The following is a 25,906-nucleotide window of genomic DNA, read 5'->3' as shown; positions in this document are numbered from 1 at the left end:
CGTCGAGCTGCGGCCGGGCTGGTTCGCCCCGGCCGGATCCCGTGCGGACGCCCTCGCGTCGGGTTGACCGGTGGCCGCCCGGTCGGCTCAGCGGTGCTCGGCCATGCCGTCGCCGATGAGGGCGGCGAGTTCCAGGTAGTCGAGGCGGGCCCGGGCGCGGAGGGCGGCGGGGGCGGCCGGGAGGGTGAGGGCGGCGCGGCAGCGGGTGCGGAAGTGGGGGAGGAGGTCGCGGTCGGCGACCGGGCGGTCGGTGGGCGGGGCGGGGGTGAAGGCGGCGACCGCCCCGCGGGCCAGGCCGTGGTGGCCGAGGGCGGCGAGGTGGTCGAGGAGGGCGTCGGCGGTGCGGGCTCCGGTGGCGGAGGCCGGGGCGCAGAGCAGCAGCCGGTCGGCGTGTTCGACGGCGGCGAGCCGGACCTCGGCCGGGGCGCCGGTGGTGTCCGCGAGGATCACCGGGTAGTGGCCGTCGGCCTCGCCGAGGGCCTCCCGCAGGGCGGCCGGGTCCGGCCGCACGGACCGCAGCACCCGGCCGCCCGTGCGGCATTCGCTCCCGGCGGGCCCGGCGGTGGTGAGGACGAGCACCGGGTGGGCCCGGTGTTCCGCGAGCAGGGCGCCGAGGAGGGCGGCGGCCCCCTCGGCGGGGCCGCCCAGGACGACGATCCGGTGGCGGGTCCGCAGCGGCGCCCGGACGCGGTCGAGCAGGCGCCGCCGCCGTGCCTCCCCGCCGCCGGGGAGGGCGAGCCGCAGGGTGCGCGGGCGGTCGGAGTCGGGGTGCGGTACGGGCGGTGCGGGCAGCGGTGCGGGGGTAGGCGGGCTCGGCGGCAGGAACGGGAGCGGCGCCGCCGAGGACGGTCCGACGGCCGGCTCCCGGGTGGACGGCCGCCGTTCGGCGGGCGGGATGAGCACGGTGCCGAGCGGGTCCAGCGGGCGCGGGGGCAGCCGGGGCAGCAGGGCGACGGGCTCGGGCCAGACGGCCGGCGAGTAGTCGGGTGCGGCCTGGGCGGTGCCGCCCGCGCCCGCGGTGCCGTCGGAGTAAGCCATCGGACGACCTCCCGGTCCCTGGTGCGCCGGACGGGTGCGTCCGGTCCGGCCGACCGTACGGTCTACCCGTACAGCCGGGAGTACGGCTGAAGGCTACCCTCCGGTTCAGCTGAACCGCTGGTGGTGGAGGGCCCGTTGAGCGGAACAGGGCGCACGGCGCGCCCCCTGTCGCTTCGGGAGGCCCGTAACGAGAAAACCCTCCGCCCGACCGGCTACCGATCGGTACCGTCATCGGGTGGCACCCGGCGTCCGCCGAGTGTCACCGAGTCGGAAGGAGCGTGAGTCCCGTGAACGGGACGGGGGAGGGCCGCGGCATGGCCGCGGACGGGCCGGAGGCGCGGGAGTTCGTCGCGGCCCTGGTGCGGGCCGGGGCGCCGAGCGCGGCCGGGCCGGCCGGGCTGGCGGTGCCCGAGGCGGCGGCGGAGCGGGTGATCGCGGTCGCCCGGCGGCTGGCGCTGCGTGCGGCGCCGGAGGAGCGGCCGCGGCCGGAGTCGGGGCTGCTGGGCGTGGCGACGGCGCTGGTGGTGGACGAGCACCCGTCGGCACCGGTGTGGTCGGCGGCGGAGCGGCAGCTGTTGGCGGGCTGGGTCGCGGTGCTGATCGAGCACCGGGGCGAGGACGGGGTGCGGGAGCTGCTCGGGGCGCTCGCCGAGGGCTGACACCGCGGCCCGGTGCGGCGCTCGGCGGGGGGCCGGGCGCCGAACCGGGCGGTGGCGGAAGAAGCCGCAGCTCACGGCCGCTAACGACCGGCCAACAGTCGTCGGCGCCCGCCAATGGTGGCACTCGGGGGTGGCCCGAGTGCCCCGGGCGGGGGCGTTGGCGGATCCTTGGTGCGGACTTGGCGGGCTCCGGCAGTGTGCTGGTGCAGCCACCGCCGGGGATCTCCGGCGGTGCCCAGCACGCCCTGCCCGTGCTGCGTCCCCTGCCCGTGCTGCGCCCCCTGCCCGACCTGAGAGGTAGCGCGTGTCGAAGCCGTCCGTCGCCCAGCCCACGTCCGTCACCCCGCCGTCCGAGGGTCCGGCCGCCGCGCCGGAGGGCGCCACCGCCCCGGCCCGCCCGACCCTCGACCCCGACGTGCTCGCCGAGATCCACCGGCTGCACGGCGGCTACCTGCTGCGCGCGCTGCTGCGGGCCACCGGCGGGGACCGCGGCAAGGCCGAGGACATCCTCCAGGAGACCCTGCTGCGCGCCTGGCAGCACCCGGAGGCGCTGGCCGCCGGCGCGGAGGCGGCCCGGCCCTGGCTGTTCACGGTCGCCCGGCGGATCGCGATCGACCACTACCGGATGGCCGCCGCCCGCGCCAAGGAGGTGATCGGCGAGACGGTCGAGGACCGGCCGGTCGCCGACGACCCGTACGAGCAGGTGGTGGTGGCCCGGGACCTCGCGCTGGCGCTGCGCCGGGTGCAGAAGCACCACCGCGAGGTGCTGGTCGAACTCCACCTCAAGGACCGCTCGGTGCTGGAGGCCTCGGCCCGGCTGGGGGTGCCGCCGGGGACGGTCAAGTCCCGCAACTTCTACGCGATCCGGGCGCTGCGCCCGGTGCTGGCGACGGAGCACGGGTACGCCCCGACGGTGCGCGGGGCGGCCTCGGCGGCCGGCTGACGGGGCCGTCCGGCTCAGGCTGACCGGGACGAAGGCTGACCGGGGCGCGGCCCCTCGCGCCGACCGTCCGGTTCAGTCGTCCGTCGCCCGCCGGCCGGTGCGGAGGTTGAGCGACTCCTCCAGGCTGGTGGTGAACTCGCTGCAGTGGCCCGCCTGCCGGTCGTGCGAGCGGAAGCGGTCCAGCGCCGTGCGCAGCCGGCCGCGCACCTCCGGTTCCCGTCCCCGGGCCAACAGGTAGGCGGCGTAGGACTGTTCGGCCACCGCGTGCAGGTACAGCAGGCCGGCCTCCTCGCAGGCGGCGAGCAGCCGGTGCCAGGCGAGGTCGGCGGCGTCGTCGCGGACGGTCGGCGCGAGGGCCTGCGCCTCGGTCAGCAGCGACCAGAGGTGGACCTGGGTGACGGGCGTGGCCGGCAGCAGCTCGCGGGCCTCCCGGGACCGGCGCTGGGCGCCCTCCCGGTCCCCGGCGGCCAGGCTCACCCAGCCCTGGTGCACCTTGGCGTCGACCAGCCGGCGGCGGTCGCCGGACTCCAGCGCGAGCGCCGTGGCGGCGGCGGCCAGCCGCTCGGCCTCGGCGGCGTGGCCGAGCATCGCGGTGACCAGCGCCAGCGTGGCGAGCGCTCGGACGTGCGCGGACGCGGCGGCGGGCCCGGTGGCGGACTCGGCCGCGGCGACCGCCTTCCGGGCCGCCTCCGCGGACTCCTGCCGGCGTTCCAGCGCGACCAGGGCCTGCGCCCGGCAGTTGAGCAGCAGCGCGACCGCGACCGGGTCGCCGCAGCGTTCGGCCGCGGCCTGCCCCAGCCGGGCGCTGGCGAGCCAGTCGGTGAAGCGGCTGGCGCCGTAGTAGAGCGAGCCGCAGGTCAGCGCGAGCCGCCAGGCCCGGGCCGGGTCGGTGTCGGGGGACGCGACCAGCGCGGAGACCGCCGGCTCCTCGGCGTCGAACCAGTCGAGCGCGGTGCGGATGTCGCCGACGGCCGGGAGGGCCTGCGCCGGACCGGCGGGCGGGGCGGTGTCCTCCTGGCCGGGGTCGAGGAAGGACCCGCAGTGCCCGAGGGCCGTGAGGTAGTGGTCGGCCAGGCGGTCGCGCAGCAGCCGCCGGTGCTGTTCGGGCCGTTCGGCGAGCAGCCCGGCGCCGTACAGCCGGACCAGGTCGGTCCGGGCGTGGCGGCCGGGGGCGGTGCCGGTGAGCAGGTGGTGGGAGGCCAGCTCGCCGAGCACCCGGTGGGCGGTCGCGGTGTCGCTGCCGAGCAGGGCGGCGCCCGCCGGGGTGTCCACCTCGCGGCCGGGGTGGGCGGCCAGGGCGGTGAGCAGTTCGGCCGCGGGTTCGGAGAGCCGGCGGTGGGTCAGCCCGAGCCGGCCCGCGACGGAGAGCGTGCCGTCGGCGTCCAGGACGGCCAGCCTGGTCCGTTCGTCGGCGAGTTCGGCGACCAGCCCGGCGATCGTCCGGTCCGGCCGGTCGGCCAGGCGGGCGGCGGCGATCCGCAGGGCGAGCGGCAGGTGGTCGCAGAGCCCGGCGAGGCGGGCGGCGGCCTCCGGCTCGGCGCGCAGCCGCTCGGGCGTCAGGGCGCGCTCCAGCAGGTGCAGGGCGTCGTCCTCGGGCAGTGCGGCCAGGCGCAGCAGGGTGGCCCCCTCGACGGCGACCAGGCTCTCCAGCGAGCCCCGGCCGGTGACCACGGCGGTGCCGGCCGGGCCGGCGGGCAGCAGGTCGGCGACCTGGTCGGCGTCGGCGGCGTCGTCCAGCAGCACCAGCAGCCGCCGGCCCCTGGTGCGCTCGCGGTAGAGCGCGGCCCGGGCGGCGCGCCCCTCGGGGACGCCGTCCTCCGGTACGCCGAGCGCGCGCAGGAAGCCGGCCAGGACGGCCTCGGGCCGGGCGGGGCCGTCCGGGGCGAGGCCGTGCAGTTCGGCGTGGAGCAGTCCGTCCGGGAAGCGGTCGGCGACCCGGTGCGCCCAGGCGGTGACCAGCGCGCTCTTGCCGACCCCGGCCGGGCCGACCACCAGCACCGGGCCGTCCCCGGCGCGGCCGGTCCCGCAGGCCAGGTCGAGGCGGGCCAGGTCGGTGGTGCGGCCGACGAAGTCCGGGTGGCGGCGGGGGAGTCGGCGCGGCACCGGCGCGGGCTGCGGGGCCGCTCCGGGGGCCGGCTCAGCGGCGGGCGGCGGCTCCGCCGTACGGTCGTCGGCCAGCACCTCGGCGAGCGCCGCGCGCAGCGCCGGGCCGGGGTTGATGCCCAGTTCGTCGTCCAGCCGGACCCGGGCCTGGTGGTAGGCGGTCAGCGCCTCCGCGGACCGGCCCGCCTGGTGCAGGCAGCGCATCAGCATGGCCACCAGCTCCTCGCGCAGCCCGTCCAGCCGCACCCCGTGCTTCAGCAGCGGCACGGCCGAGGCCCCGGCGCCCTGGCCCAGCCGCAGCCCAGCCCAGCAGAGCAGGGCGGCGGTGCGGGACTGCCTCAGCCGGTCCACCGCGGCGTCCCGCAGGGGGGTTTCGGGCAGGTCGGCCAGCGCCTCGCCGCGCCACAGCCGCAGCGCCTCCTCCAGCAGCGCGACCGCTGCGGCGCAGTCGCCGAGCCCGGCCTGCCCCTCGGCCTCGCCGGCGAGCTCCTCGAAGCGCAGCGCGTCCACGGCGTCGGCCGGCCCGGTCAGCAGGTAGCCGGAGTCCCGGGTGTGCAGCTCGAACGGGGTGTCGGCGAGCACCTTCCGCAGCGCGGCGACGTGCCCCTGCACGGCCGCCCGGGCGGTGGGCGGCGGCTGCTCGTCCCAGAGCAGCTCGCACAGCTGGTCCATGGTGACCACGAGCCCCAACCGCAGCGCCAGCATCGCCAGGACGGCCCGCCGCTGGGCACCCGCCACGCTCGCGAAGCCGTCCGCCCCGACCCGCAGCTCCACCGGCCCGAGCAGCCGAATCCGCACCGGTACCCCCCACCTCGCCCCAAAACCGCACATCACACCCGAAGCGGCCATCGGCCCTCGGGGTGGAGCAGTGTAGTGCGAGAACCTGTCCGGTCCACGCCGGACGGCTGCTCCCGCCCTCGGACGCCCGCCCGCGCGGGGCGCCCACCCCCGGTCCGACCGGGCTCCACGGGGCACCCCTGAGAGGGATGCCGATGGGGCCGGTGACGGTTGCACCGGACGGCGGACGCGGGGCCGTGCCGCCGTGCCCGGCCCGTCCGGAGCGGCGGGCGCGGGGCCGTGCGGCGGTGGCCGCCCGGCCGGGAGCCGCGGACGCGACGCCGGTGTCGTAGCGGCCCGGTACCGTACGGCCGACGTCAAGGGCCCGGTCGGCCCTATCCTCGAACCAGCCGGGGAGTCGACGGATGGTGGGGGAGGGGAACGGGCGCGTGCACATCGATCTGCTCGGGCCGGTGGTGGTGCGGCGGGAGGACGGGACGGCGGTGACGCCCTCGGCCCCCAAGCGCCGGGCGCTGCTGAGCGCGCTCGCCGTACGGCTGAACCGGACGGTGGCCACCGAGGAGCTGATCGAGCTGGTCTGGGAGGGCTGCGCGCCGCCCACCGCGCGGGCCGCCCTGCAGGGCCACGTCGCCGCGGTGCGCCAACTGCTGGACGGCTCCGGGCTGGAGCTGGGCACCCGGGGGGCCGGCTACCTGCTGGCCGGTGAGCCCGACCGGGTCGACGTGCTGCGCTTCGGCCGGCTCTGCGAACAGGCCGGTGTGCTGCTCCCCGAGCCCGCCGCCCCGCTGGACGGTGCCCCTCCGGGGACCGCCCCGCCGGAGCCCGCCCCGATGGAGGCCACGCCGGTGGAGGCCGCGCCGGCGGACGGCGCCCCGCCCCTGCTGCGCGCCGCGCTGGACCTGTGGCGCGGCCCGGCGCTCGCCGACTGCGGCTCCGCCCTGCTGCGCGAGCGGACCCTCCCGTACCTGACCGACCTGCGGCTGCGCGCCCTGGAACGGCTGGCCGACGGCCTGCTCCGGGACGGCCGGGGCGGCGAACTGGCCGCCGAACTCGCCGAGGCCGCCGACGGCCACCCCGCCCGGCAGACGCTGGCCGCCCGGCTGGTGCGCTGCCTGGAGCAGGACGGGCGGAGCGCCGAGGCGCGGGAGCGCTACGAGCGCGCGGTGGCCCGGCTCTCCCGGCCGCCCGGCCCGGAGCTGCGCCTGGCCGGCGAGCAGTCCGGCGCCCGGACCGCCGCCGACCGCCGGTTCGTCGGCCGGACGGACGAACTCGCCCGGCTGGACCAGGTGGTGCCCGCCGCCCGGGACGGCCGCCCGATCCTGGTCACCGGCCCCGCCGGGGTCGGCAAGACCAGCCTGGTCCGGCAGTGGACGGCCCGGCGCGGCGACGCCTACTTCCCGGACGGCGTCCTCCACGCCGAGCTGCGCGGCTTCGACCCGGACGGGCCGCGCGAACCCGCCGAGGTGCTCGGCGAGTTCCTCACCGCGCTCGGTACGGCCCCGGACGCCCTGCCCCGCGACCCCGAGGACCGCGCCCGCCGCTACCGCGAACTGGTCGGCGGCCGGCGGATGCTGGTCGTGCTGGACGACGCCGCCTCCTACGAGCAGCTCGCCCCGCTGCTGCCCGACCCACCGGCCACCGACAGCGAGCCCGCCCCGGTCGCGATCGTCACCAGCCGAAGCCGGCTGCGCCACCTGGTGGTCCGCACCGGCGGCATCCCGCTGCCGCTGGGGGTGCTCGGCCCCGAGGAGGCCGCCGCCCTGCTCGCCCGCGTCCTCGGCGAGGAGCGTACGGCCGGTGAGCCGGAGGCGGTCGCGGAACTCGCCGAGCGCTGCGACCGCCTGCCGCTCGCGCTGCGCCTGGCCGCCGCCCGGCTGGCCGCCCGGCCCGACTGGTCCGTGGCCGACCTCGCCGCCGAACTCGCCGACGAGCAGACCGGTCCGGCCGCCCTCTCCGGCACCGGCACCGCCGGCGGCCCGCTCGGCCTCACCGCCGCGCTGGACCGGACGTACCGCACATTGGCGCCCGACGCCGCCCGGCTGTTCACCCTGCTCGGCCTGCACCCCGGCGCGGAGCTCGACACCGACACCGCCGCCGCCCTCGCCGACCTCCCGCCCGCCGCCACCCGCACCCTGCTGACCCGGCTGGACGCCGTCCACCTGCTGGAGGAGAGCGGCCCCGGCCGGTACGCCCGGCGCGAGCTGGTCCGCCGCCACGCCGCCGCGCAGGCCGCCGAACTCACCTGCGACGAACGGTTCCTCGCCCTCGACCGGCTGATCGCCCACTACCTCGACGTCACCGCCGGCTGGACGGCCGGCGGCGCGGCGACCGTGGGCGCGGGGGCCTGGTTCCGCCGCGAGGAGAGCGCCCTGCGCGCGGTGGTGGTCTGCGCCGAGCAGCAGGGACGGCCCGCCGCGGCCTGGCAACTCGCCCACCGGGCCTGCCGGTTGTACGAGACCACCGGCCATGACCGGACGCACTGGCGGGCCGTGGTCGAGGCCGGGCTGCGCGCCGCCCACACCGACCGGGACGAGGCGGCGGTGGCCCGGCTCGCCACCGACCTCGCCGTCCTGCACGTCGACCGCGCGGCCCACCGCACCGCCGCCGACACCCTGGAGCGGGCCGTCGCGGCCGCCGACCGGTCCGGCGACGCGGCGCTGCGCCACCACTGCCGCAGCCGGGTGGCCGCCGCCCTGCTGCGGGCCGGACGGTACGAGCGGGCGGTGCCCATGCTCGGCGACCTGGTCGCCGCCGCCCGCACCCCCGCCACCGACCACCTGCTGGTCCGCGCGCTCACCGACCTCGCCGACGCGCTGGTCCTGGCCGACGACCCCGGGCCCGCCCTGCGCCACGCCGACGAGGCGGTGCGCGCCGCCACCGCCCGCTCCGGCGGCGCCGAGGCCGTCCTCGCCACCCACAGCCGGGCCCGCGCCCTGCACGCGCTCGGCCGCCGGGACGCCGCGCTCTCCTCGGCCCGGCTCGCCGTCGCCCTCGGCCGCACCGTCGGCGACCCGGCCCTCGAAGCCCGCTCCCACAACCTGCTCGCCGACCTGCTGGACGCCCTCGGGCGCACGGTCGAGGGCGCGGAGGCGAGGCGGCCGGCGTAGCGGCATGGCACAGGAGGCCGGGGCGGAGGGCCGGCGCAGGGGGCCGGCATGGACCGGGGCCGGCCGCCGGTGGCGGGAATCCGCTGTTCGACCAGCGGAACCACAGGCGGAACTACCGGCGTCCCGCCCCTCGCGGAACCGCCCCCGCCCCGCCGCCCCGCCCGTACCCGTCCCTCCTGACCTGGGCGGATGCCCCGGGAGAGGGCGGAATAGGTGGAACCTGTCCGCCGGGGCATACTTCTGCCTGGAGCGCACCGCAGCGAACCGCCGGAGGCGACTCCAGGCAGAAGTGCGGAACTGCGCAGGACCGAGCGAGCGGGGGCGGGGCATGGCGGCCGGGGGCGGCACGGACACGGACGCGAACGAGTTCAGCCGCCTGCTGGCCGGGCACCGGGTGGCGGCGGGCCTGACCCAGGAGGAGCTCGCCGCGGCGGCCGGGGTCAGCCTGCGCGCCCTCGGGGACATGGAACGCGGCCGCACCCGCGGACCGCAGCGGCGCACCGTACGGGCCCTGGCCGAGGCGCTCGGGCTGGACGGTGCGCAGGCGGACCTGCTGGACCGGGCCGCGCAGTCCGGACGCCCGCGCGGGGCGCGGCCGGCCCCGACGCCCGCCGGAGGCCGGGCCCGGCCCGGCCGGCCCGCCCCGCGCGAAGCCTCCGCCGACTCCACCGCCCGCGCAGCCGGCGCCCGCGACGACGCCCCGCCCGCGATCCCCGCCGAGCTCGGCCAGAGCGCCCTCGCGCTGCCCCGCGACATCGCCGACTTCACCGCCCGCGAGGACGCCCTCGCCCTGCTCGCCCGCCTGGCCGAGGACGAGCGCCCGGCCCACCCGCGCGTGGTGCTGGTCAGCGGTCAGCCCGGCCTCGGCAAGACCTCCTTCGCGCTGCACGCCGCCCACGCCCTGGCCGGGCGCTTCCCGGACGGCCAGCTCTCCCTCGACCTCGGCGGCATGTCCCCGCAGCCGCTGCCCGCCCGGGACGCGCTCGGCCAGGTGCTGCGCGCCCTGGGCGTCGCCGACGCCGCGGTGCCCGCCGGGACGGAGGAGCGGGCCGGCCTCTACCGGGCGCTGGTCCGCGAGCGGCGGCTCGTGCTGGTGCTGGACAACGCCGCCGACGAGAGCCAGGTGCGCCCGCTGCTGCCCGGCTCCGGCCCAGCCGTGACCATCGTGACCAGCCGCAACGTGCTGCCCGGACTGGAGTCGGTGCACCGGCTGAGCCTGGACGTGCTGGCCCCGGCCGAGGCGGCCGGGCTGCTGGCCCGGATCGCCGGCCGCGAGCGGATCGAGGCCGCCCCCGACGCCACCGCCGAGCTGGCCAGGCTCTGCGGCTACCTGCCGCTCGCGCTGCGGATCGCCGGGCAGCGCCTGGTCGCCCGCCCGCAGCAGCCGGTCGCCCACCTGGTGCGCCAGCTCGCCGCCGAGGAGAACCGGCTGGACCTGCTGGAGACCGGCGACCTGGCCGTCCGCCCGGCCTTCGAGCTGTCCTACCGGCGGCTGCCTGCCGAGTCCCAACTCGTCCTCCGCCGCTGCGCGTTGACCGCCGGCCAGGACTTCACCGCGGAGATCGCCGCGGCCTACGCGGGCCGGACGGCGGCCCGCACCGAACTGGTGCTGGAACAGCTCGTCGACGCCGGACTGATGCAGGCGGCCACCCCGGACCGCTACCGCCTGCACGACCTGGTGCGGCTCTACGCCGGCGAGCGGCTGGCCGCCGACGAGACGGGCCAGGAGCTGGCCGAGGCCCGCACCCGGGCCGGCCGCTGGATCCTCGGCCGGGCGGCCGAGTACGGCCTGCGGTTCGACCCCGACCACGCCACGGACGCGACCGGCACCGGCGGCACCGCCCCCGCGCACCTCACCGAGGCGGCCGCCTGGCTGGAGTACGAGCACCCGGAGTGGCTGGCCGCCCTGCAGCAGGCGCAGCGGGCCGGCCGCCACCGGGAGGTGGTGGACACCGCCGAGGCGATGCACTGGTTCTCCGACCGGCTGCTGAGCTGGGGCATCTGGGCCGAGGTGTTCCAGCTCTCGGCGGACGCCGCCCGCGCGATCGGGGACGAGCGGGTCGAGGCGGTGCACGTCAACTACCTGGCCTGGACGTACGTCACCTGCCTGCACCGCTACCAGCGCGGCATCGAACTGGCCACCGAGGGGCTGGAGCTGGCCCGCGCGGTGGGCGACCGGGAGCAGCAGGGCTGGGCGCTGACCTACCTCGCCTCGGGCCTGCGCTACCTCCAGCGGCACCGCGAGGCGACCGACGCCTTCCACCGGGCGGCGGACGCCTTCGCCGAGGTGGCCAACCGCTCCGCGATGATCGGCCGGCTGGTCACCCTGCGGGGCGCCGCCAACTGCCTGCGGGAGTCCGGCCGGGCGGAGGAGGCGGTGGAGTCGCGCCGGCGGGCCCTGGCCGGGGCGCTGGAGCTGGTGGAGCGCTGGTCCTCGCCGCTGATCCACCTGCTGGCGGCCATGACCGCGCACGAACTGGGCCTGGACCGCGCGGCGCTGAAGCGCTGGCCGGCCGCCGAGAAGGCCTACCGGCAGGCCCTGGTGCACTTCGAGGCGGTGGGCCGCCCGGACAGCATGACCAAGACGCTGACCGAGCTGGGCACCGCGCTGATCGAGCAGGGCCGCGCCGAGGAGGCCCGCGAGCTGCTCACCGAGGCGCTCACCGACCTGAGCGCGGAGGGCCCCCGGGCGGCGGGCGCCCGGCACTGACCGGTTTCCTCCGGGGCCGTGTCCGGCACTGACCGGGTGCCCTCCGGAGGCCGCGTCCCGTCACGCCGAGCGCCCGCCCCCGGCCGGACCGGAGCGGGCCGGAGGCGGGAGCGGGCGCGGGCGCGGGCCGTACGGCCGGTGTCAGATCCGGGTGTCCTCCACCACCGGCAGCGTGTCGACCGGGGCCGAGCCGACCGGGGCCGAGGCCGGCGCGAAGGCCGTCCGCGGGGCGACGGTGGGCTGCTTGCCGCAGAAGGCCGGCTCCAGGGTGTTCATCAGGCCCTGCGTCACCGCGCCGTTGTTGGAGGCGTTGGCGAAGACCACCACGCTGCGCCGCCCGTCCGGGGTCGTGAAGGACTGGGTGTTGAACCCCTGCACGATGCCGCCGTGGCCGTACACGTCCCCGCAGGAGAGCGAGATGCGGCGCAGGCCCAGACCGTAGGCGATCTTCGCGGTGGGCGTGGGCAGGGCGGCGGTCATCTGCTGGAGCGAGGCGTCCGAGACGAGCCCGCCCTTGCCGCCGGCCATCAGCGCGGTGAGGAAGCGGTCGAGGTCCCCGGCGTCGGAGATGACGGCCCCGGCGGCCCACACCCAGGAGCCGGTCTGCGCGGTGGAGTCCAGCAGCGGCTTGGTGCGGTCGTCGTTGGTGAGGTAGCCGGTGACGTGGGTGCCGGTGATGCTCTGGTCGGGCACCACGAAGGAGGTCTTGTGCAGGCCGAGCGGCTGGATGATCCGCTCGTTCAGCACCTCCGGGAAGGTCTGGCCGGTGAGGTGCTCGACGGCCAGGCCCATCAGCACGTAGTCGGTGTTGGAGTAGGAGTAGCGGCTGCCGGGGGTCGACTGCAGGCCGTGCCTGACCGACATCGCGACCAGCGCGCGCGGGTCGTACACGGTGCTGCGGATGCGCGCCTCGAACGCGCTGGTGGTCTCCTCGCCGGCCTGCTCCAGCAGGTCGTTGGTGTGGTCGTAGACGCCGGCCCGGTGCTCCATCACCTGGCGGCCCGTCATGGTCCAGCTCTCCGGCAGGGTGTCCGCGGGCAGGTACTCGCGCAGCGGCCGGTCGAGGTCGATCCGGCCCTCCTGCGCCAGCTGCATCACGAGAACGGCGGCGAACATCTTGCTGTTGCTGCCGACCCGGAACCTCCACGAGGAGTTCATCGGGGTCCCGTCCAGGTCGGCCAGGCCGACGTTCACCGAGCGGGTCCGGTCGACGGCGCCGTGGTCGCTGATCACCGCGAAGGCGCCCGGGGCGCCGGCCGCGGTGGTGGCCTGGAGGGCGGTGCGCACACCGGCGAGGTCGGGGGCGGTCGGGTCGGTGGTGTCCTGGCCGGCTGCCGCGGCGGGCAGGGCACCGGTCGCCACCAGGACGGCGCCGGCGGCGGCCACCGCGAGCGGACGCAGAAGGCTGGTCTTCGCCATGTTCCTCGGTTCTCTCGTGAGCTGACGCGGCGTCGGACCGCGCCGTTCGAAGATCACTATCACCGGACGGGGCGGTTGCTGGCAATGTGAACCGGTTCGCCCGCATTTCGCGTTGTCAGTGGCGGTTTCGGCGCGTCGGGGCGGTGGCACCGTTCGTTTCCCGCTCCGGGGCCAAGGTTTCACCTGCCGTCGTCTGCCCGCGTCACCCCGGGGGCCCCATGCTGTTCGGGCGCTTCCGTGCACTCCGGTGCGCCCGCCGCGCCGGCCTTCCCCTCACCGACCACGGAGCTTCCCCACGCCCCGGCCGGGCCGGCGGGGCCGGGGCGGCGTCCTGCTGCCCGCCGGGCCGTCTCCTAGCCGAGGAATTGTCATGACTTCGTCCACAAAGCCCCTGAACCCCCGCTCCCGCCGCACCGCGACCGCGATCGGCTCCGCCGTCGCCCTGCTCGCCGCCTCCGCCGGCCTCTGGGCGGCCACCGCCCCCACCGCCCAGGCGGCCGCGCTGCCCACGCCCGACCACATCGTCGTCGTGGTGATGGAGAACCACGCCTACACCCAGGTCATCGGCAGCAGCAGCGCCCCGTACCTCAACAACACCCTGAAGGCGGGCGGCGCCAACCTCACCCAGTCCTTCGGCATCACCCACCCGAGCGAGCCGAACTACTACGCGCTGTTCTCCGGCTCCACCCAGGGCACCGTCGACGACAGCTGTGTGACGGTCGGCGGCTTCCAGGCGGCCAACCTGGCCTCCGAGGTCATCGCCGCCGGCAAGACCTGGGGCAGCTACAACGAGTCCCTGCCGAGCCAGGGCAGCACCGTCTGCAGCAGCGGCAGCTACGCCCAGAAGCACAACCCGTGGTTCGGCTTCGGCAACGTCCCGGTCAGCTCGGCGAAGACCTTCGCCCAGTTCCCGACCGACTACAGCACCCTGCCGAACCTCTCCTTCGTGGTGCCGAACCTCTGCAGCGACATGCACGACTGCTCGGTCGGCACCGGCGACACCTGGATCAAGAACAACCTGGGTGCCTACGCCACCTGGGCGCAGACCCACAACAGCCTGCTGGTCGTCACTTTCGACGAGGACAACAAGCTGTCCGGCAACCGCATCCCGACCCTGGTCTACGGCGCCCACGTGACGCCCGGCAGCAGCAGCGCCACCACCTACAACCACTACAACGTGCTGCGCACCCTGGAGGACCTGGCCGGCGCCACCGGCCACGCGGGCAACGCGGCCTCCGCCGCCGACATCACCGGCATCTGGAACTGACCGGCGGCGATCAGCCCTTGACCCCGGTTCGGGTTCGCGCCCGCGCCTGATCCCGAGCCCGGGCCGGTGGCCGTTCGGTCGGCGGCCCGGGCTCGGACGCGGCCGTCCGCCGGGCGCCGTACCGCCGGACGCCGGGCACCGCCGCCGTGCCCGCGCAGACCGCCGTCACCAGCCCCGCCGCCGCCAGCAGCGGCACCCGGTCGCCCCAGGCCCCGGCGGCCAGCGGGGCCAGGACGTAGCCGAGCGGGGCGGCGGCCAGCGAGAGCAGCCAGTCGTACGAGGTGACCCGGGCCAGCGTCCCCGGCGGGAAGTCCTGCTGGACCACCGTCTCCCAGAGCGGGTTGAGGAAGCCCAGCCCGGCCATCGCCACCGCCTGCGCGGCCACCGCGACCGGCGCCGGGGCGGGGAGGGCGAGCGCGAGCAACGGCAGCCCGTACAGCGCGAGGGCGAGGTTGCCGGCCAGCACCGGGCGGCGGGGCCGCAGCCGGGCGGCGGCCAGCGAGCCGACCAGCAGGCCCACGGCGCCCGCCTGGGTCAGCGCCACCCAGGCGCCGTCCCCGCCGAGCCGGGTGGCGGCGATCAGCGGGCCGAGGGTGAGCAGCACGGCGCTCGCGCCGTTCCACACCCCGTGGGCGATCAGGCTGGTCCAGTACCAGTCCCGGGAGCGCACCTCGCTCCAGCCCTCGGCGAGGTCCCGGCGCAGCGAGCGCGGGGCGTCGGGCACGGTGGCGTCGGGTGCGGTGTCGTCGGTCGCGCGGTCGACGCGGAGCCGGGCGAGCAGGGCGGCGCTCAGGACGAATGAGGCGCCGTCCAGGACGAACGCCCAGCCGGGTCCGGCGGTGTACACCAGCAGTCCGGCGAGCGCCGGGCCGCCGAGCCGGGCGGCGCCGGTCGCGGTGCCGAGCAGGGCGTTGGCCCGCAGCCGCAGCTCGCCCCGGACGGTGGCCGCGACCAGCGGCGAGGCGGTGGGCATGGCGAAGGCGGAGGCGATGCCGCCGACGGCCGAGGCGGCCGCGACGTGCGACAGGCGGGGGTGTCCGTCGAGCAGTTCCAGGCCGACGAGCAGCTGGGCGAGGGCCCGGACGAGGTCGGTGCCGAGGGCGACCAGGCGGGGATCGAAGCGGTCCCCGACCACTCCGCCGACCGGCAGGAGGAGCAGCTTCGGCACCATCGCGCAGCCCAGGACCAGGGCGAGTGCGGCGGCCGAGCCGGTGGCGCGGGTGATGGCGATGGCGAGCGCGGCCGGGACGACGGCGTCGCCGAGCGTGGAGACCGTCCGGCCGATGAAGAGCAGGCGGAAGCCGCTCAGGCTCAAGGGGTGTGCTGTCACGCGCCGCACTGTATTTCGGCACCGAAATTTCGGCAACGAATATTTTGACGCCGTCGTTTCTGTGGCGGTTTGTAGACTCCTTCCCATGGCCGAGCACCCTTCCGAACAGCACACTCCGCCCCGCGGCCGGACGGGGCCCCACGACCGGACGGAGCCCCGCGACTGGACGGACGGTCACGTCGACCGCTGGCAACCGGTGCTGCCCGACCTCGACCCGGTCATCGAGGCCTCCGTCACCCGGATGTGGCGGCTCACCCGCCACCTCGGCCGGGTCCGCGAACAGGGCGTCGCCGACTACGGCCTGCACAAGCACGAGTTCGACACCCTGCACGTGCTCGCCGGCCGCGGCGGCCACGCCGCCCCCTCCGACCTGCGGGCCGACCTCAACCTCGCCCCGGCCTCGGTCACCGGCCGGCTGGAGACCCTGGAGCGGCGCGGCTTCGTCCTGCGCACGCCGTCCACGGAGGACCGCCGGAAGGTCGACATCGTCCTGACCGAGGCCGGGCGCGCCGCCTGGCGCAAGGCCCTGGACGTGGTGGGCCGGGAGGAGCAGCGGCTGCTGGGGGTGCTGTCCGAGGAGGAGCGGCGCACACTGGCGGACCTGCTGCGGAAGGTGATGCTCGCTCAGGAGACGACGCCGGAAGGCTAGACGTCCGCCACCGCTCCCGTACCGGGGTCGACCCGTGGCGCCCGCCCCTGGTATCGATGGGGGCGTGCGATTCGAACGAGTGCCGGTGCCGGACGGTGTGGGGGCGCGGCCCCGGGACGGGCGGGGCTACCCCGTACCGGCGATCACGCCCTGGCAGGACGGCCTGCCGCAGTTCGCGCTGACCGACTACGGGCGCAGCGCCGCGTGCGCGCTGGAGCGCACGTGCTCGGTGTGCGGGCGGTTCATGGAGCGCGGACCGGTGTGGCGGGTGGTCGGCGCCGCCGAGAGCGCGGCGATCGCCGGGGCGCTCGCGGCCGGGCAGCCGTACCGCAACCTCGCGCCCACCATGGAGGGCCCCGGCCACCGGGCCTGCATGCTGTACGCCGCCATGGTCTGCCCGTACCCGGCCCGCCCCAACGCCCGGCGGCGGGCGGGCGCGACGGGCACGGCGGGTTCGGGGGATCCGGCCGCCGTCCGGGGTGCGGTGCGCGGCGGCGCGGGCGCGGTGGTCGGGTTCGGCGACTACGAGTACGCCGTCACCGGGGCTCAGGTGCTGTTCCGCTTCCTCGACGTGGTCGAGTTCCTGCCGCACGAGTCGGCGGACGAGCACCTGGCCGAGCTGCGCGCCGAGTTGGCGAAGCCCTCGTAGCGCTGGTGGCCCTCCCTGCTTTCGTGGCCTTCGCGGCCCGGTGGCCCGGTGGCCCGGTGGCCCGGTCGGCGGGAGGTGCCGGCCGGGCCGGGGCGTGGGCCGGAGGGTCAGAGCGCCCGGGTCTGCGCCCAGTCGTAGAGCCGGTGGGCGCTGTCCCCGAGGCGGGTGGCGTACAGCGTGTTGACCGGGCCGCCCGCGAGCTCCTCGGAGGTGGTGGTGACGCCGACGAGGGTGCCGGTCCCGGTGGCCGGGTCGAACCGGGCGAAGTGGGGGCCGCCGCTGGCCCCGTGGGACATGTCGCAGGACTCGCCCCACAGGACCGGGGCCTGGGGGCCGGGGCGGGCCGGTCCGGCGCAGTGGATCATGCGCGAGCCGGAGTACGTGGCGGCGGGGTTGTTCAGCCGGTCCTTGGGATAGCCGAAGGTGTCGACGAACTCGCCCTCGGCGGGCGGGGTGAAGGCGATCCGCTGGGCACCGGTGACGTCGGCGATCCGCCGCCCCCCGGTCGAGGGGTTCGCCACCAGGACCCCGGTGTCGTAGCCGGCCACGGCGACGTCGTTCGAGGTCGTCCCGCCACGATCGGCGTCCCAGCGGGAGGAGGTGGCCATGGTCCTGATGCTGAAGCCGCCGAGCGGCTTGGTCCCGTTGCGGTAGCCGGGCACGAAGTAGAGGTTGTGGTTCCAGGTGTCGGCGGTCGCGGGGGCCCCGACGCCCCGCAGGCAGTGCGCCGCCGTGAGCAGTGTGCTGCGGTTGGCGCTGTTGACGACGGTCGCGGTGCAACTGCCGTCGTAGCCATCGGAGAAGGTGAAGAAGAGCCGGCCGACGCTCCGGTTCACCGCTCCGCCGTGGGTCCACACGGCCCCGGGGTCCGGGGTGTCCGCGGGCAGCGGCCGCGGGTCGTCCGGCGTGTTGTCGTCCTCGGGCAGGGGCGTGATCTCGGGGACCAGGGCGCCCGCCAGCTTCATCCGGTCGGGCGTCCAGTAGGCGTCGATCCGGCCGCGCTCCTGCGCGGTCGTGGCGCCGGCGTGCGTCGTGACGGTCTCCCGCTCCGCGGCGAGGGCCGTGTTCGGCAGCAGCACCGCCGCCGTGGTCGCACTCAGCAGGAGGGCACCCACGGCGGCGAGCCTGCGGGGCATGGCGCGGTCGGTGGTCGGTGTTCCGGGTGTCTTCGGCATGCACGGCACCGTAGGCACGGGATGTCAGGCTCCCGTGTGGATCGGGTCTCGGCCGGCCGTCGAAACGATCAGGTTCCGGTAACGGCGTCCCGGTCCTGTACCGGTGGCCGCCGCTCGGCCTGAGCCAGCATCAGGGCCGGTAGGAGGGCAGGCCCTTGACGGTGGACACCTGGGTCGGCGCGGCCGAGCCGTCGGCGGGCAGGGCGCTGATGCCGTCCGGGGTGCGGACCGCAATGGTCCTGCCGTCGGGGGACCGGGCCAGGTCGCGGACGACGGTGCCGAAGTCGACGTCGACCTCGACGAGGAGCTTCGCAGGGCGGGGTCAGCGGCGGATGCGGGCCGTGTCACAGCCGTGGAACAGGCCGGGCGCGCGCCGTGGCCCGCGCGGGGTGCCGGTTCAGAGGCCGAGGTCGGTGAGGCCCGGGTGGTCGTCGGGGCGGCGGCCGAGCGGCCAGTGGAACAGCCGCTCCGCGGCGGTGATCGGCAGGTCGTTGATCGAGGCGTGCCGCTCGGCCATCAGGCCGTTCCGGTCGAACTCCCAGTTCTCGTTGCCGTAGGAGCGGTACCAGTGGCCGTCGCCGTCGTGCCATTCGTAGGCGAAGCGGACCGCGATGCGGTCCCCGCCGTACGCCCAGAGCTCCTTGATCAGGCGGTAGTCCAGCTCGCGCTGCCACTTGCGGGTGAGGAAGTCGGCGATCCGGTCGCGGCCGGTGAGGAACTCGGAGCGGTTGCGCCAGCGGCTGTCCGGTGTGTAGGCGAGGGCGACCCGTCGGGGGTCGCGGGTGTTCCAGGCGTCCTCGGCGGCCCGGACCTTCCGGTGGGCGGCCTCCTCGGTGAACGGGGGCAGGGGCGGGCGCTGCTCGGTGCCGGTCTCGGGCATGGGTGCTCCTCGGAATGGGCGTTCCGTCGGTGAGAACGATCGTTCTCGCTGTTGTGGCTACAGTAGGAGAACCATCGTTCTCACGCAAAGGGCACGGCAGATGGAGCAGGAAGACCCACGGACCCGGATCCTCGACGCGGCCGAGGAGCTGTTCTACGGGCAGGGCGTCCAGTCGGTCGGCATGGACGCCGTCCGGGCCGCCTCCGGCGTGACCATGCGCCGCCTGTACCAGCACTTCCCGTCCAAGGGCGAGCTCGTCGAGGCCTACCTGCTGCGCCGCGACGGCCGCTGGCGGGCGAACCTCGCCGTGTACGTCTCACGCACCGGAGGCTCCCCGAGGGAGCAGCTGCTCGCGGTCTTCGACTGGCTCGGCCGGTGGTTCGCCGAACCCGGCTTCCGGGGCTGCGCCTTCGTCAACTCGCTCGGCGAACTCGGTGCCGTCAGCCCCGCGGTGGTGGCCGCCGCCCGGCACCACAAGGAGGAGTTCGGCGGCTACCTCGCGGGCCTGGTCGAGGCCGCCGGAGCCCCGCCCGCCACCGCCGTCCACCTGGCCCTGCTGGCCGAGGGGGCGATCACCAGCGCGGCCGTCCACGGGGATCCGACGGCCGCCGCCGACGCCAGGGAGGCCGCCCGGCTGCTGCTGGACGCGGCGCCGGCCCGATAGCCGGCGGCCCCGGCGCGGACGCCGACCGTCCGGCCCGCGGCCGTCACCGGGGCTGTGGAACAGGTGAGTTGCGGTACCCGGTGGTACCGGGTGGTGCTGGTGGGGCGTCGTCGGATGCGAGCGTTCCGGGCCGAACCGCACCGGGCGAGTGCTTTTCGCTCGAACGCGCGTTTATCGCCCATTGATCGACACCGCCTAGCCTCGGGTGCATGGACGAGAGAACGGCCGAGCGGCCGGGGGCGTTGCCCGAGGGGCGGATGACGGAGCAGGACACCGAGCGGTTCCGGCAGCTGCTGGCGCGGCTGGAGGACTCGCTGGCGGTGGACCGGAAGACGGCGCGGCGCGATGCCTGAGTGCGCCGAGCCGGGCCCGGTGGCGGTGCTGCCGGTGGCGGTCCCGCCGGTCGAGGTCCTGCCGCTCTGGCGGCGGGGCGAGGCCGGGCAGGACCGGAACGCGGACCGGCCCGGGGTGCTGCGGGGGCACCCCGGGCCGGTGGCGGCCGGTCGGTCCGGTCGGTCCGCTCAGGACGGTCAGGCCGGCCGGTCCGGTCAGGACGGTAGGGCCGGCGCGGAGCCGGCGGGCTGACCGGTCAGCTGCAGCCGCAGTCGCAGCAGCAGCCGTCGCAGCAGTCGCACCCGTCGCAGCAGTCCCCGTCACAGCAGTTGCAGCAGTCGCCGCAGCCGGGGTCGCCGCAGTCGCAGCAGTCGTGGCGCTGGCAGAAGCCCTCGCGGCGCTCGCGGCTGAACGGGTCCTCGTGGTCGCAGCAGAGCAGCTGGCAGGTGCAGGCCATCAGGGCCCACATCGCGCACCCGGCGAGCAGGTTGCGGGGGTTCGGCGGCTTCTGGCCGGGCGGGGTGAAACCCGGGCCCTGCGGCACCCACGGCGGGATCGGCGCCTGGCCCGGCGGTGTCTGCTGCGGCGGCGCCTGGTGCGGGTGCTCGCCCGTGGTGGTGCCCGCGGTGGCGCCCGCGGTGTCCGGGCGGCGGCAGCTCGCCGTGTGCCGGGCGCGCCCGAAGACCCGCTCCACCGCGCGGTCGGTCTCGTGTCCGAGCAGGACGTGCACGAGGGTGCGGTCGGTCAGGTCGACCTCGCGCAGCGCGAGCCGGATGCCGTGGACGGCGTCGCGGCAGAGCCGTTCGGCCTCGGCGCGGTCGGTGCCGGTGGCGGTCAGCGGGTTCCAGGCGCCCGAGGCCGCGTCGGCGGCCTGGTCCTCGGCGGCGTCGAGGAGGTGGGCGAGCCGGCCGAACAGCCGCCCGGCCTCGGCGAGCGGGGCGGCGTTGCCGGGGCGCCCGGCGATCACGGCGGTGTGCGCGAAGGCGGCCGAGGTGGCGGTCTCGGTGGGCTCGGTGACCAGCAGGACGGAGCCGCCGGGGCGCAGCGAGCGCTCCAACTCGCCCTGCCGGGAGGCGGCGTCGAGCAGTACGGCGGTGTCGAAGCCGACGGCCGAGGCGCTGCCCGCGCTCTGCCGGTCCCAGCGCCGGGTGACGGCACGGGCTCCGGCGGCGACCGGGCGGCGGGCGAAGACGCCGTCGCGGTCCTCGACGTGGTCGCGGATCTTGACCGAGGCGAGCGCCAGCGAGACGGCGGCGGCGAGCCGGGCGCCCTCGCCCTTGGCGACGGAGGCGGTGCGCATGCCGCGCAGCGGGCACGGTCCGGCGGTGCGGCGCCAGGAGGAGTCCTCCCTGGCGGCCTGGGCCTCGACCAGGACGGAGATGATCAGACCGTCGTAGTTGGTCGCCGTCCGGGCGAGCTGTCCGTGGTCGTCCCGCAGCGCGAGGCAGAGCCCGCACAGGTGGGCCATCCAGGAGGTCTGCAGGCGCTCGGACAATCGATGCCTACACGGTCTGATGATGCCGAACACGCTGGTCCCCCTCGCCTCACGGGCCGCCGACCGGCCACGATTCGCCGCACATCATATGATCAGCGCCCCTCCTGGCAGCCGAGGTCCCGTCAAGCCGCCGCCCGTCAGCCGGGCGGGCACCCCGCCCGGCGTCCGCGTGCACGCCACGCCCCGCCCCGGCGTCCGCGCGCACCTCGCCCCGGCTCGGGGCGCCGCGTGCGCCGGGGCGGGGCTGCCGCCCGAAGGCTTCCGACGACCCGGGCCTCGGGGCCGACCCCGGTGAGTGGATCTCATATCCGGGATAGCATCGCGAATATGGGAATCGACGCGGCCGCCGACGAGCGGCTGGCACAACGACTCGCCGAGCTGAGGCTGGAACGCGGGTGGACCTTGGAGGAGTTGGCACGGCTGGCGGACGTCAGCCGGTCGACGCTGTCCCGGGTGGAGCGGGCGGAGGTCAGTCCGACGGCCGCGCTGCTCGGGCGGCTCTGCGCCGTGTACGGGCGGACCATGTCCCGGCTGCTCGCCGAGGTGGAGTCCGGTCCGGCCCGGCTGGTGCGGGCCGGGGAGCAGCAGGTGTGGCGGGACGGGACGACCGGGTTCGTCCGCCGGTCGGTCTCGCCGCCGCACGGCTCGCTGCGCGCGGAGATCATCGAGGGCCGGCTGCCGGCCGGCGCGGACATCGCCTACGACCGCGCCTGCACGCCCGGCCGGGAGCACCACCTCTGGCTGCTGGAGGGGAACCTGGAGCTGACCGTGGACGGTGAGCCGCAGCCGCTCGGCCCCGGCGACTGCCTGCGCTACGTCGGCAGCACCAGCCGCTTCCGCAGCCTCGGCCCGGGCGAGGCCCGGTACGCGCTGGTGGTGGTCGAGCCGTGAGCGCCGCCACCGGGCCGATAGCGAAGGAGCCCGAGGAGAGCCCCGGGAACGGCGGGGCGCCCCAGGAACCCGGGAAGCCCGGGGGACCCAAGGAGCGCTTCGACGCCGCCGGGCGCCGGGTCCTGCTGGTCTGCGTCGCGGGCGGCTTCACCACGCTGCTCGACCAGTCCGTCCTCAACACCTCCATCCCCGCCCTGCGCGAGACCCTGCACGCCGGGCCCGCCGACCTCCAGTGGATCGTCGCCGGCTACTCGCTCGCCTTCGGCCTCGCGCTGATCCCCGGCGGGCGGCTGGGCGACGTCAGGGGCCGCAAGTGGTTCTTCGTCACCGGCCTCGCCCTGTTCACCCTGGTCAGCCTGGTCTCCGCGACCGCCACCGAGCCCGGGGTGCTGATCGCCGCCCGGCTGCTCCAGGGCGTGGGCGCCGGCCTGGTCAACTCCCAGATGATCGGCACCCTCCAGGACGTCTTCGACGGCCAGCTGCGGGCCCGCGCCCTCGGCATGTACGCCGTCACCGGCGGCCTCGCCTTCACGCTCGGCCCGCCGATCGGCGGCGCGGTGCTGGCCCTGGCCGGCCCCGAGCACGGCTGGCGGCTGACCTTCCTGCTCAACGTCCCCTTCGGCCTGGCCACCGTCGCCCTGGCGGCCCGCCACCTGCCGAAGCCCCGCCCCAGCGCCCGGAATGCCGACCTCGACGTCCTCGGCCTGCTGCTGGTCGGGGCGCTCACCCTGGCCCTGATGCTGCCCTTCGTCCGGCCGCCCGGCTGGACCGGCTGGCTCGCCTTCGCGGCCGCCGCCCTGCTGCTGCTCGGCGCGCTCGCCTGGTGGCAGCGGCGCTACGCCCGGTCCGGCGGCCACCCGCTGATCCACCCGGCCCTCACCCGCTCCGCGCCGTACGCGCTCGGAACGGCCACCGCGATGGCCCAGTTCGGATCCTCGCTCGCCGCCTCGCTGGTCCTGACCATGTTCCTCCAGGACGGCCTCGGCCTCTCCCCGATGGGCGCCGCGCTGGTCGCGCTGCCCTCCGCCGTGGCCATGGGCGTGGCCTCCGCGCTCGCCTGGCGGGTCGTCCAGCGCTACGGCCGACGCACCGTCACCGTCGGGATGGTCGGCTCCGCGCTCGCCATGCTGCTCAGCGGACTGCTCGCGCACTGGGCGCCCGCCGCCGTGCTGCCCTGGCTGCTGGCCCTGCTGCAACTGCTCGGCGGCGCCTCGGTCGGCCTGATGGGCTCCACCAACCAGGCCTACGTGCTGCGCCACGCGCCCGCCGAGGCGGCCGGGGTGAGCGGGGCGATCCTGCAGATGGCCCAGCGGATCGCGGCGGCCGTCGCGGTCTCGGCCCTGTCCGGGGTCTACCTGCGGGAGACCGTCGGCGGCGGCGGGCACCGCTCCGCCTACCTGACGGCGAGCGTGGTGTGCGCCGCGGTGGCCGGACTCGCCGTCCTGGCCTCGGTGTTCGCCGGCCGTGCCACGGCCCGCGAGCAGCGCGACGGCGGACCGGTCGCGATGAGCCGAGGGCGAACACCGGTCCGTTAGGCGGTGGTCGGCGCGTACCGTGGCGGGCATGACCGACGTACGGACCCGGACCGTGGACCTGCCCGAGGTGAGGCTCGCCTACCGCGAGAGCGGACGGCCCGGCGGCCCGCCGCTGGTGCTGCTGCACGCCCTCGGCGAGCGGGCCGCCGACTGGGACACCGTCCTGCCGGAGCTCGCCCCCGGCCACCACGTGTACGCGCTCGACCTGCGCGGCCACGGCGACAGCGCCCGTACCGCCGCCTACGCGCTGGAGGCGATGCGGGACGACGTGCTGGCCTTCCTCGACGCCCTCGGACTCGCCCGCGTCGACCTGGTCGGCCACTCGATGGGCGGCGCCGTCGCCTACCTGCTCGCCCAGGCCGCGCCGGAGCGGATCGACCGGCTGGTCCTGGAGGAGATCCCCGCGCTGTACCCGCGCCCGGCGAGCGCGCCGCCCGAGGACCCGGACCCGGACGTGCACTTCGACTGGGCGGCGGTCCGGGCGGTCAAGGCCCAGCTCGACGACCCCGACCCGGCCTGGCGGGAGGGGCTGGCCGGGATCACCGCCCGCACCCTGGCCGTCGCCGGCGGCCCGGCCAGCCACGTCCCGCAGGAGCGGATCGCCGAACTCGCCCGGCTGATCCCGGACTGCCGCCTGGTCACCGTCGAGGCCGGGCACCTGGTGCACGGTGCCCGGCCCGCCGGGTTCGTCGCCGCGGTGGCGCCGTTCCTGGCCCGCTGAGCCGCCGGGCCGCTGCCGTCGAGTGAGGCGGACACCGGGTGGGGCGGGCGGCGGATCGGTCAGACGCCGTGCTCGACGGGCAGCCGCCCGTTGCGCACCGCCGTCAGCAGGTCGGCGTGGTCGGCCTCGGTGCGGTCGGCGTAGGCCACCGCGAAGGCGGCGACGGCCTCGTCCAGCGCCTCGCTCTTGCCGCAGTACCCGGCCAGCAGGCCGGGGTCGGCGGTGTGCGAGTGCGCCCGGGCCAGCAGGGCGCCGGTGATCCGGGCGTAGTCGTCCAGCTGGCCCGGCAGCAGCGCCGCCGGGTCGACGCTGCCCTTGCGGTTGCGGAACTGCCGCACCTGGTAGGGGAGTCCGTCGACCGTGGTCCAGCCCAGCAGGGTGTCGCTGACCACCTGCATGTGCTTCTGGCCGAGCACCACCCGGCGGCCCTCGTGCCCGTCCGCCGCGGGCCGCGGCCCGGCCGGCAGGTACGGCAGCAGCGCGGACGGGCGGGCCTCCTTCACCTGCAGCACCAGCGGCTGGTCCCGGTGGTCGGTGAGCAGCACCACGTACGAGCGGGTGCCCACGCTGCCGGTGCCCACCACCCGGAACGCCACGTCCTGCACCCGGTAGCGGGACAGCAGGGTGCGCACCTCGGCCGGAACCGTCTCGACGTACGGGCCGAGCGCGTGCGCGACCGCGCGGGCGGTCGCGTCGGTCACCTCGGTGAGCACCGGGGGAGCGGCCGTGAACCGCCAACCGCCGTCCGCGGTACGGGCGGTGCTGCGGGCGGCGAATCGGGCGCTGGTGTTGCCGAGCGCCTTCGCGCCGACCTTGCGCAGCACCTCGGCGAGGTCGTGCGCCTCGGCGAAGGAGACCAGCTGCTCGTCCGCGATCGCGTTCCAGGCGTCCAGCCCGGGCAGCTTGGCGAGCGTGCGCACCGTCCGGCGGTAGGAGCCCGCCACGTGCTGGGCGGCCTCGCGCGCGGTGGTCTCGCTCGCCCCGGCCTCCCGGGCGGCCAGCACCAGGCTGGCGGCGAGCCGCTTGAGGTCCCACTCCCAGGGGCCGGGGACGGTCTCGTCGAAGTCGTTGATGTCCAGCACGATCTGGCCGCGCGCGTCGCCGTACAGGCCGAAGTTCGCGGCGTGCGCGTCCCCGCAGAGCTGCGCGCCCACCCCGGTCACCGGGGTGCCCGCGAGGTCGGCGGCCATCAGCCCGGCCGAGCCGCGCAGGAACGCGAACGGGCCGGCGGCCATCCGGCCGACCCGGATCGGCACCAGCCGGGCTATTCGGCCGGCGTTGGAGGCCTCCAGCGCGGTCACGGCCGTCGGCCGGTCGGGTGCGGGCGCGAACTCCGCGTGCCGCTCCCGGGGCACCCGGGTCCGCAGCTCCTTGCCGCGCTCCCGCGCCCGCCCGTCCTGCGCCGGGGCGAACCCGGCCACCGCGAACCCGCGCCGGGTCCGCTCGTCCCGCCCCGCCGCCGACCCCGACCCGGCCGCCTCGGCCCCACCCACGTGCGCCACTGTCCCCGCCCGTCCCTTCCGGTCCTCGCCCCGCCCGC

The 25,906-nt window shown here is 76.8% G+C and carries 20 protein-coding genes; 12 read left to right on the top strand and 8 right to left on the bottom strand.

What is annotated here, in order from left to right:
- Positions 1–87 precede the first annotated feature (87 nt).
- On the bottom strand, positions 88–1,038 hold the full coding sequence (locus ACWDD9_RS13095) for a hypothetical protein (protein ID WP_449811632.1): 951 nt from the start codon (positions 1,036–1,038) through the stop codon (positions 88–90).
- Positions 1,039–1,325: 287 nt separating this feature from the next.
- On the opposite strand from ACWDD9_RS13095, the gene ACWDD9_RS13090 reads away from it, so the two are divergent.
- Both ACWDD9_RS13090 and ACWDD9_RS13085 read left to right on the top strand, forming a co-directional pair.
- Positions 1,326–1,697 carry a hypothetical protein gene (locus ACWDD9_RS13090; protein ID WP_074004943.1) on the top strand — a complete coding sequence of 124 codons (372 nt, stop codon included), beginning with the start codon at positions 1,326–1,328 and terminating at the stop codon, positions 1,695–1,697.
- Between the two features lie 304 nt (positions 1,698–2,001).
- The gene (locus ACWDD9_RS13085) at positions 2,002–2,640 is read left to right on the top strand and encodes a sigma-70 family RNA polymerase sigma factor (RefSeq protein ID WP_074004942.1); all 639 of its coding nucleotides are present in this window, start codon (positions 2,002–2,004) and stop codon (positions 2,638–2,640) included.
- Positions 2,641–2,712: 72 nt separating this feature from the next.
- Here the strand turns inward: ACWDD9_RS13085 and ACWDD9_RS13080 are convergent, their stop codons facing one another.
- Positions 2,713–5,541, bottom strand: coding sequence for a BTAD domain-containing putative transcriptional regulator (locus ACWDD9_RS13080; RefSeq protein WP_449811631.1), 2,829 nt, complete (start codon positions 5,539–5,541; stop codon positions 2,713–2,715).
- A gap of 428 nt (positions 5,542–5,969) precedes the next feature.
- On the opposite strand from ACWDD9_RS13080, the gene ACWDD9_RS13075 reads away from it, so the two are divergent.
- Complete coding sequence (locus tag ACWDD9_RS13075) at positions 5,970–8,648, top strand: BTAD domain-containing putative transcriptional regulator (protein WP_449811630.1); 2,679 nt, start codon at positions 5,970–5,972, stop codon at positions 8,646–8,648.
- 328 nt (positions 8,649–8,976) lie between these two features.
- Positions 8,977–11,358 (top strand): ATP-binding protein, encoded by a 2,382-nt coding sequence (locus ACWDD9_RS13070; protein WP_449811629.1) that lies wholly within the window; start codon positions 8,977–8,979, stop codon positions 11,356–11,358.
- 141 nt (positions 11,359–11,499) lie between these two features.
- Here the strand turns inward: ACWDD9_RS13070 and ACWDD9_RS13065 are convergent, their stop codons facing one another.
- Positions 11,500–12,777 carry a serine hydrolase domain-containing protein gene (locus tag ACWDD9_RS13065; RefSeq protein ID WP_449811628.1) on the bottom strand — a complete coding sequence of 426 codons (1,278 nt, stop codon included), beginning with the start codon at positions 12,775–12,777 and terminating at the stop codon, positions 11,500–11,502.
- Between the two features lie 370 nt (positions 12,778–13,147).
- Here ACWDD9_RS13065 and ACWDD9_RS13060 point away from each other — a divergent pair, with 370 nt between their 5' ends.
- Positions 13,148–14,044, top strand: a complete 897-nt coding sequence (locus tag ACWDD9_RS13060) for an alkaline phosphatase family protein (RefSeq protein WP_449811627.1) — start codon at positions 13,148–13,150, stop codon at positions 14,042–14,044.
- Between the two features lie 10 nt (positions 14,045–14,054).
- Here ACWDD9_RS13060 and ACWDD9_RS13055 read toward each other — a convergent pair whose 3' ends face one another.
- Entirely contained in the window at positions 14,055–15,374 is a 1,320-nt protein-coding gene (locus ACWDD9_RS13055; protein WP_449811626.1) for an MFS transporter, read from the bottom strand.
- Between the two features lie 85 nt (positions 15,375–15,459).
- Between ACWDD9_RS13055 and ACWDD9_RS13050 the strand changes: the two genes are divergently transcribed.
- Complete coding sequence (locus ACWDD9_RS13050; RefSeq protein WP_079272614.1) at positions 15,460–16,023, top strand: MarR family winged helix-turn-helix transcriptional regulator; 564 nt, start codon at positions 15,460–15,462, stop codon at positions 16,021–16,023.
- 64 nt (positions 16,024–16,087) lie between these two features.
- Positions 16,088–16,672, top strand: a complete 585-nt coding sequence (locus ACWDD9_RS13045) for a hypothetical protein (RefSeq protein WP_449811625.1) — start codon at positions 16,088–16,090, stop codon at positions 16,670–16,672.
- A gap of 107 nt (positions 16,673–16,779) precedes the next feature.
- On the opposite strand, the gene ACWDD9_RS13040 is transcribed toward ACWDD9_RS13045, so the two are convergent.
- On the bottom strand, positions 16,780–17,847 hold the full coding sequence (locus ACWDD9_RS13040) for a trypsin-like serine peptidase (protein WP_449811624.1): 1,068 nt from the start codon (positions 17,845–17,847) through the stop codon (positions 16,780–16,782).
- Positions 17,848–18,244: 397 nt separating this feature from the next.
- Positions 18,245–18,727, bottom strand: coding sequence for a nuclear transport factor 2 family protein (locus tag ACWDD9_RS13035; RefSeq protein WP_449811623.1), 483 nt, complete (start codon positions 18,725–18,727; stop codon positions 18,245–18,247).
- Positions 18,728–18,827: 100 nt separating this feature from the next.
- Between ACWDD9_RS13035 and ACWDD9_RS13030 the strand changes: the two genes are divergently transcribed.
- Positions 18,828–19,391 (top strand): TetR/AcrR family transcriptional regulator, encoded by a 564-nt coding sequence (locus tag ACWDD9_RS13030; RefSeq protein ID WP_375873717.1) that lies wholly within the window; start codon positions 18,828–18,830, stop codon positions 19,389–19,391.
- A 209-nt stretch (positions 19,392–19,600) separates the two neighbouring features.
- Positions 19,601–19,744: a hypothetical protein gene (locus ACWDD9_RS13025; RefSeq protein WP_158077759.1), complete on the top strand. Its 144-nt coding sequence runs from the start codon at positions 19,601–19,603 to the stop codon at positions 19,742–19,744.
- 236 nt (positions 19,745–19,980) lie between these two features.
- Here ACWDD9_RS13025 and ACWDD9_RS13020 read toward each other — a convergent pair whose 3' ends face one another.
- Positions 19,981–21,252 (bottom strand): DUF5685 family protein, encoded by a 1,272-nt coding sequence (locus tag ACWDD9_RS13020; RefSeq protein WP_449811622.1) that lies wholly within the window; start codon positions 21,250–21,252, stop codon positions 19,981–19,983.
- A 294-nt stretch (positions 21,253–21,546) separates the two neighbouring features.
- On the opposite strand from ACWDD9_RS13020, the gene ACWDD9_RS13015 reads away from it, so the two are divergent.
- Genes ACWDD9_RS13015 through ACWDD9_RS13005 form a run of 3 tightly spaced genes read left to right on the top strand, consistent with a single transcriptional unit; the run spans position 21,547 to position 24,366 of the window.
- Complete coding sequence (locus ACWDD9_RS13015; RefSeq protein WP_049659259.1) at positions 21,547–22,110, top strand: helix-turn-helix domain-containing protein; 564 nt, start codon at positions 21,547–21,549, stop codon at positions 22,108–22,110.
- Positions 22,107–23,645 carry an MFS transporter gene (locus ACWDD9_RS13010; protein WP_380775823.1) on the top strand — a complete coding sequence of 513 codons (1,539 nt, stop codon included), beginning with the start codon at positions 22,107–22,109 and terminating at the stop codon, positions 23,643–23,645. Before ACWDD9_RS13015 ends, ACWDD9_RS13010 begins: the two co-directional genes overlap by 4 nt.
- Positions 23,646–23,673: 28 nt before the next feature.
- Positions 23,674–24,366, top strand: coding sequence for an alpha/beta fold hydrolase (locus ACWDD9_RS13005; RefSeq protein ID WP_387826273.1), 693 nt, complete (start codon positions 23,674–23,676; stop codon positions 24,364–24,366).
- Between the two features lie 59 nt (positions 24,367–24,425).
- Here ACWDD9_RS13005 and ACWDD9_RS13000 read toward each other — a convergent pair whose 3' ends face one another.
- On the bottom strand, positions 24,426–25,859 hold the full coding sequence (locus ACWDD9_RS13000; RefSeq protein ID WP_198959471.1) for a DUF2252 domain-containing protein: 1,434 nt from the start codon (positions 25,857–25,859) through the stop codon (positions 24,426–24,428).
- Positions 25,860–25,906 lie beyond the last annotated feature (47 nt).

It is taken from the genome of Kitasatospora sp. NPDC001119 (assembly GCF_053598475.1).
This window is presented reverse-complemented; position numbering and strand designations above follow the sequence as displayed.

Excerpts from the sequence above, each read along its gene's own strand:
- ACWDD9_RS13060 (WP_449811627.1), top strand. The coding sequence starts at position 13,148 with ATGACTTCGTCCACAAAGCCCCTGAACCCCCGCTCCCGCCGCACCGCG.
- ACWDD9_RS13095 (WP_449811632.1), bottom strand. The coding sequence starts at position 1,038 with ATGGCTTACTCCGACGGCACCGCGGGCGCGGGCGGCACCGCCCAGGCC.
- ACWDD9_RS13030 (WP_375873717.1), top strand. The coding sequence starts at position 18,828 with ATGGAGCAGGAAGACCCACGGACCCGGATCCTCGACGCGGCCGAGGAG.
- ACWDD9_RS13065 (WP_449811628.1), bottom strand. The coding sequence starts at position 12,777 with ATGGCGAAGACCAGCCTTCTGCGTCCGCTCGCGGTGGCCGCCGCCGGC.
- ACWDD9_RS13070 (WP_449811629.1), top strand. The coding sequence starts at position 8,977 with ATGGCGGCCGGGGGCGGCACGGACACGGACGCGAACGAGTTCAGCCGC.
- ACWDD9_RS13035 (WP_449811623.1), bottom strand. The coding sequence starts at position 18,727 with ATGCCCGAGACCGGCACCGAGCAGCGCCCGCCCCTGCCCCCGTTCACC.
- ACWDD9_RS13040 (WP_449811624.1), bottom strand. The coding sequence starts at position 17,847 with ATGCCGAAGACACCCGGAACACCGACCACCGACCGCGCCATGCCCCGC.
- ACWDD9_RS13050 (WP_079272614.1), top strand. The coding sequence starts at position 15,460 with ATGGCCGAGCACCCTTCCGAACAGCACACTCCGCCCCGCGGCCGGACG.
- ACWDD9_RS13025 (WP_158077759.1), top strand. The coding sequence starts at position 19,601 with ATGGACGAGAGAACGGCCGAGCGGCCGGGGGCGTTGCCCGAGGGGCGG.
- ACWDD9_RS13015 (WP_049659259.1), top strand. The coding sequence starts at position 21,547 with ATGGGAATCGACGCGGCCGCCGACGAGCGGCTGGCACAACGACTCGCC.
- ACWDD9_RS13005 (WP_387826273.1), top strand. The coding sequence starts at position 23,674 with ATGACCGACGTACGGACCCGGACCGTGGACCTGCCCGAGGTGAGGCTC.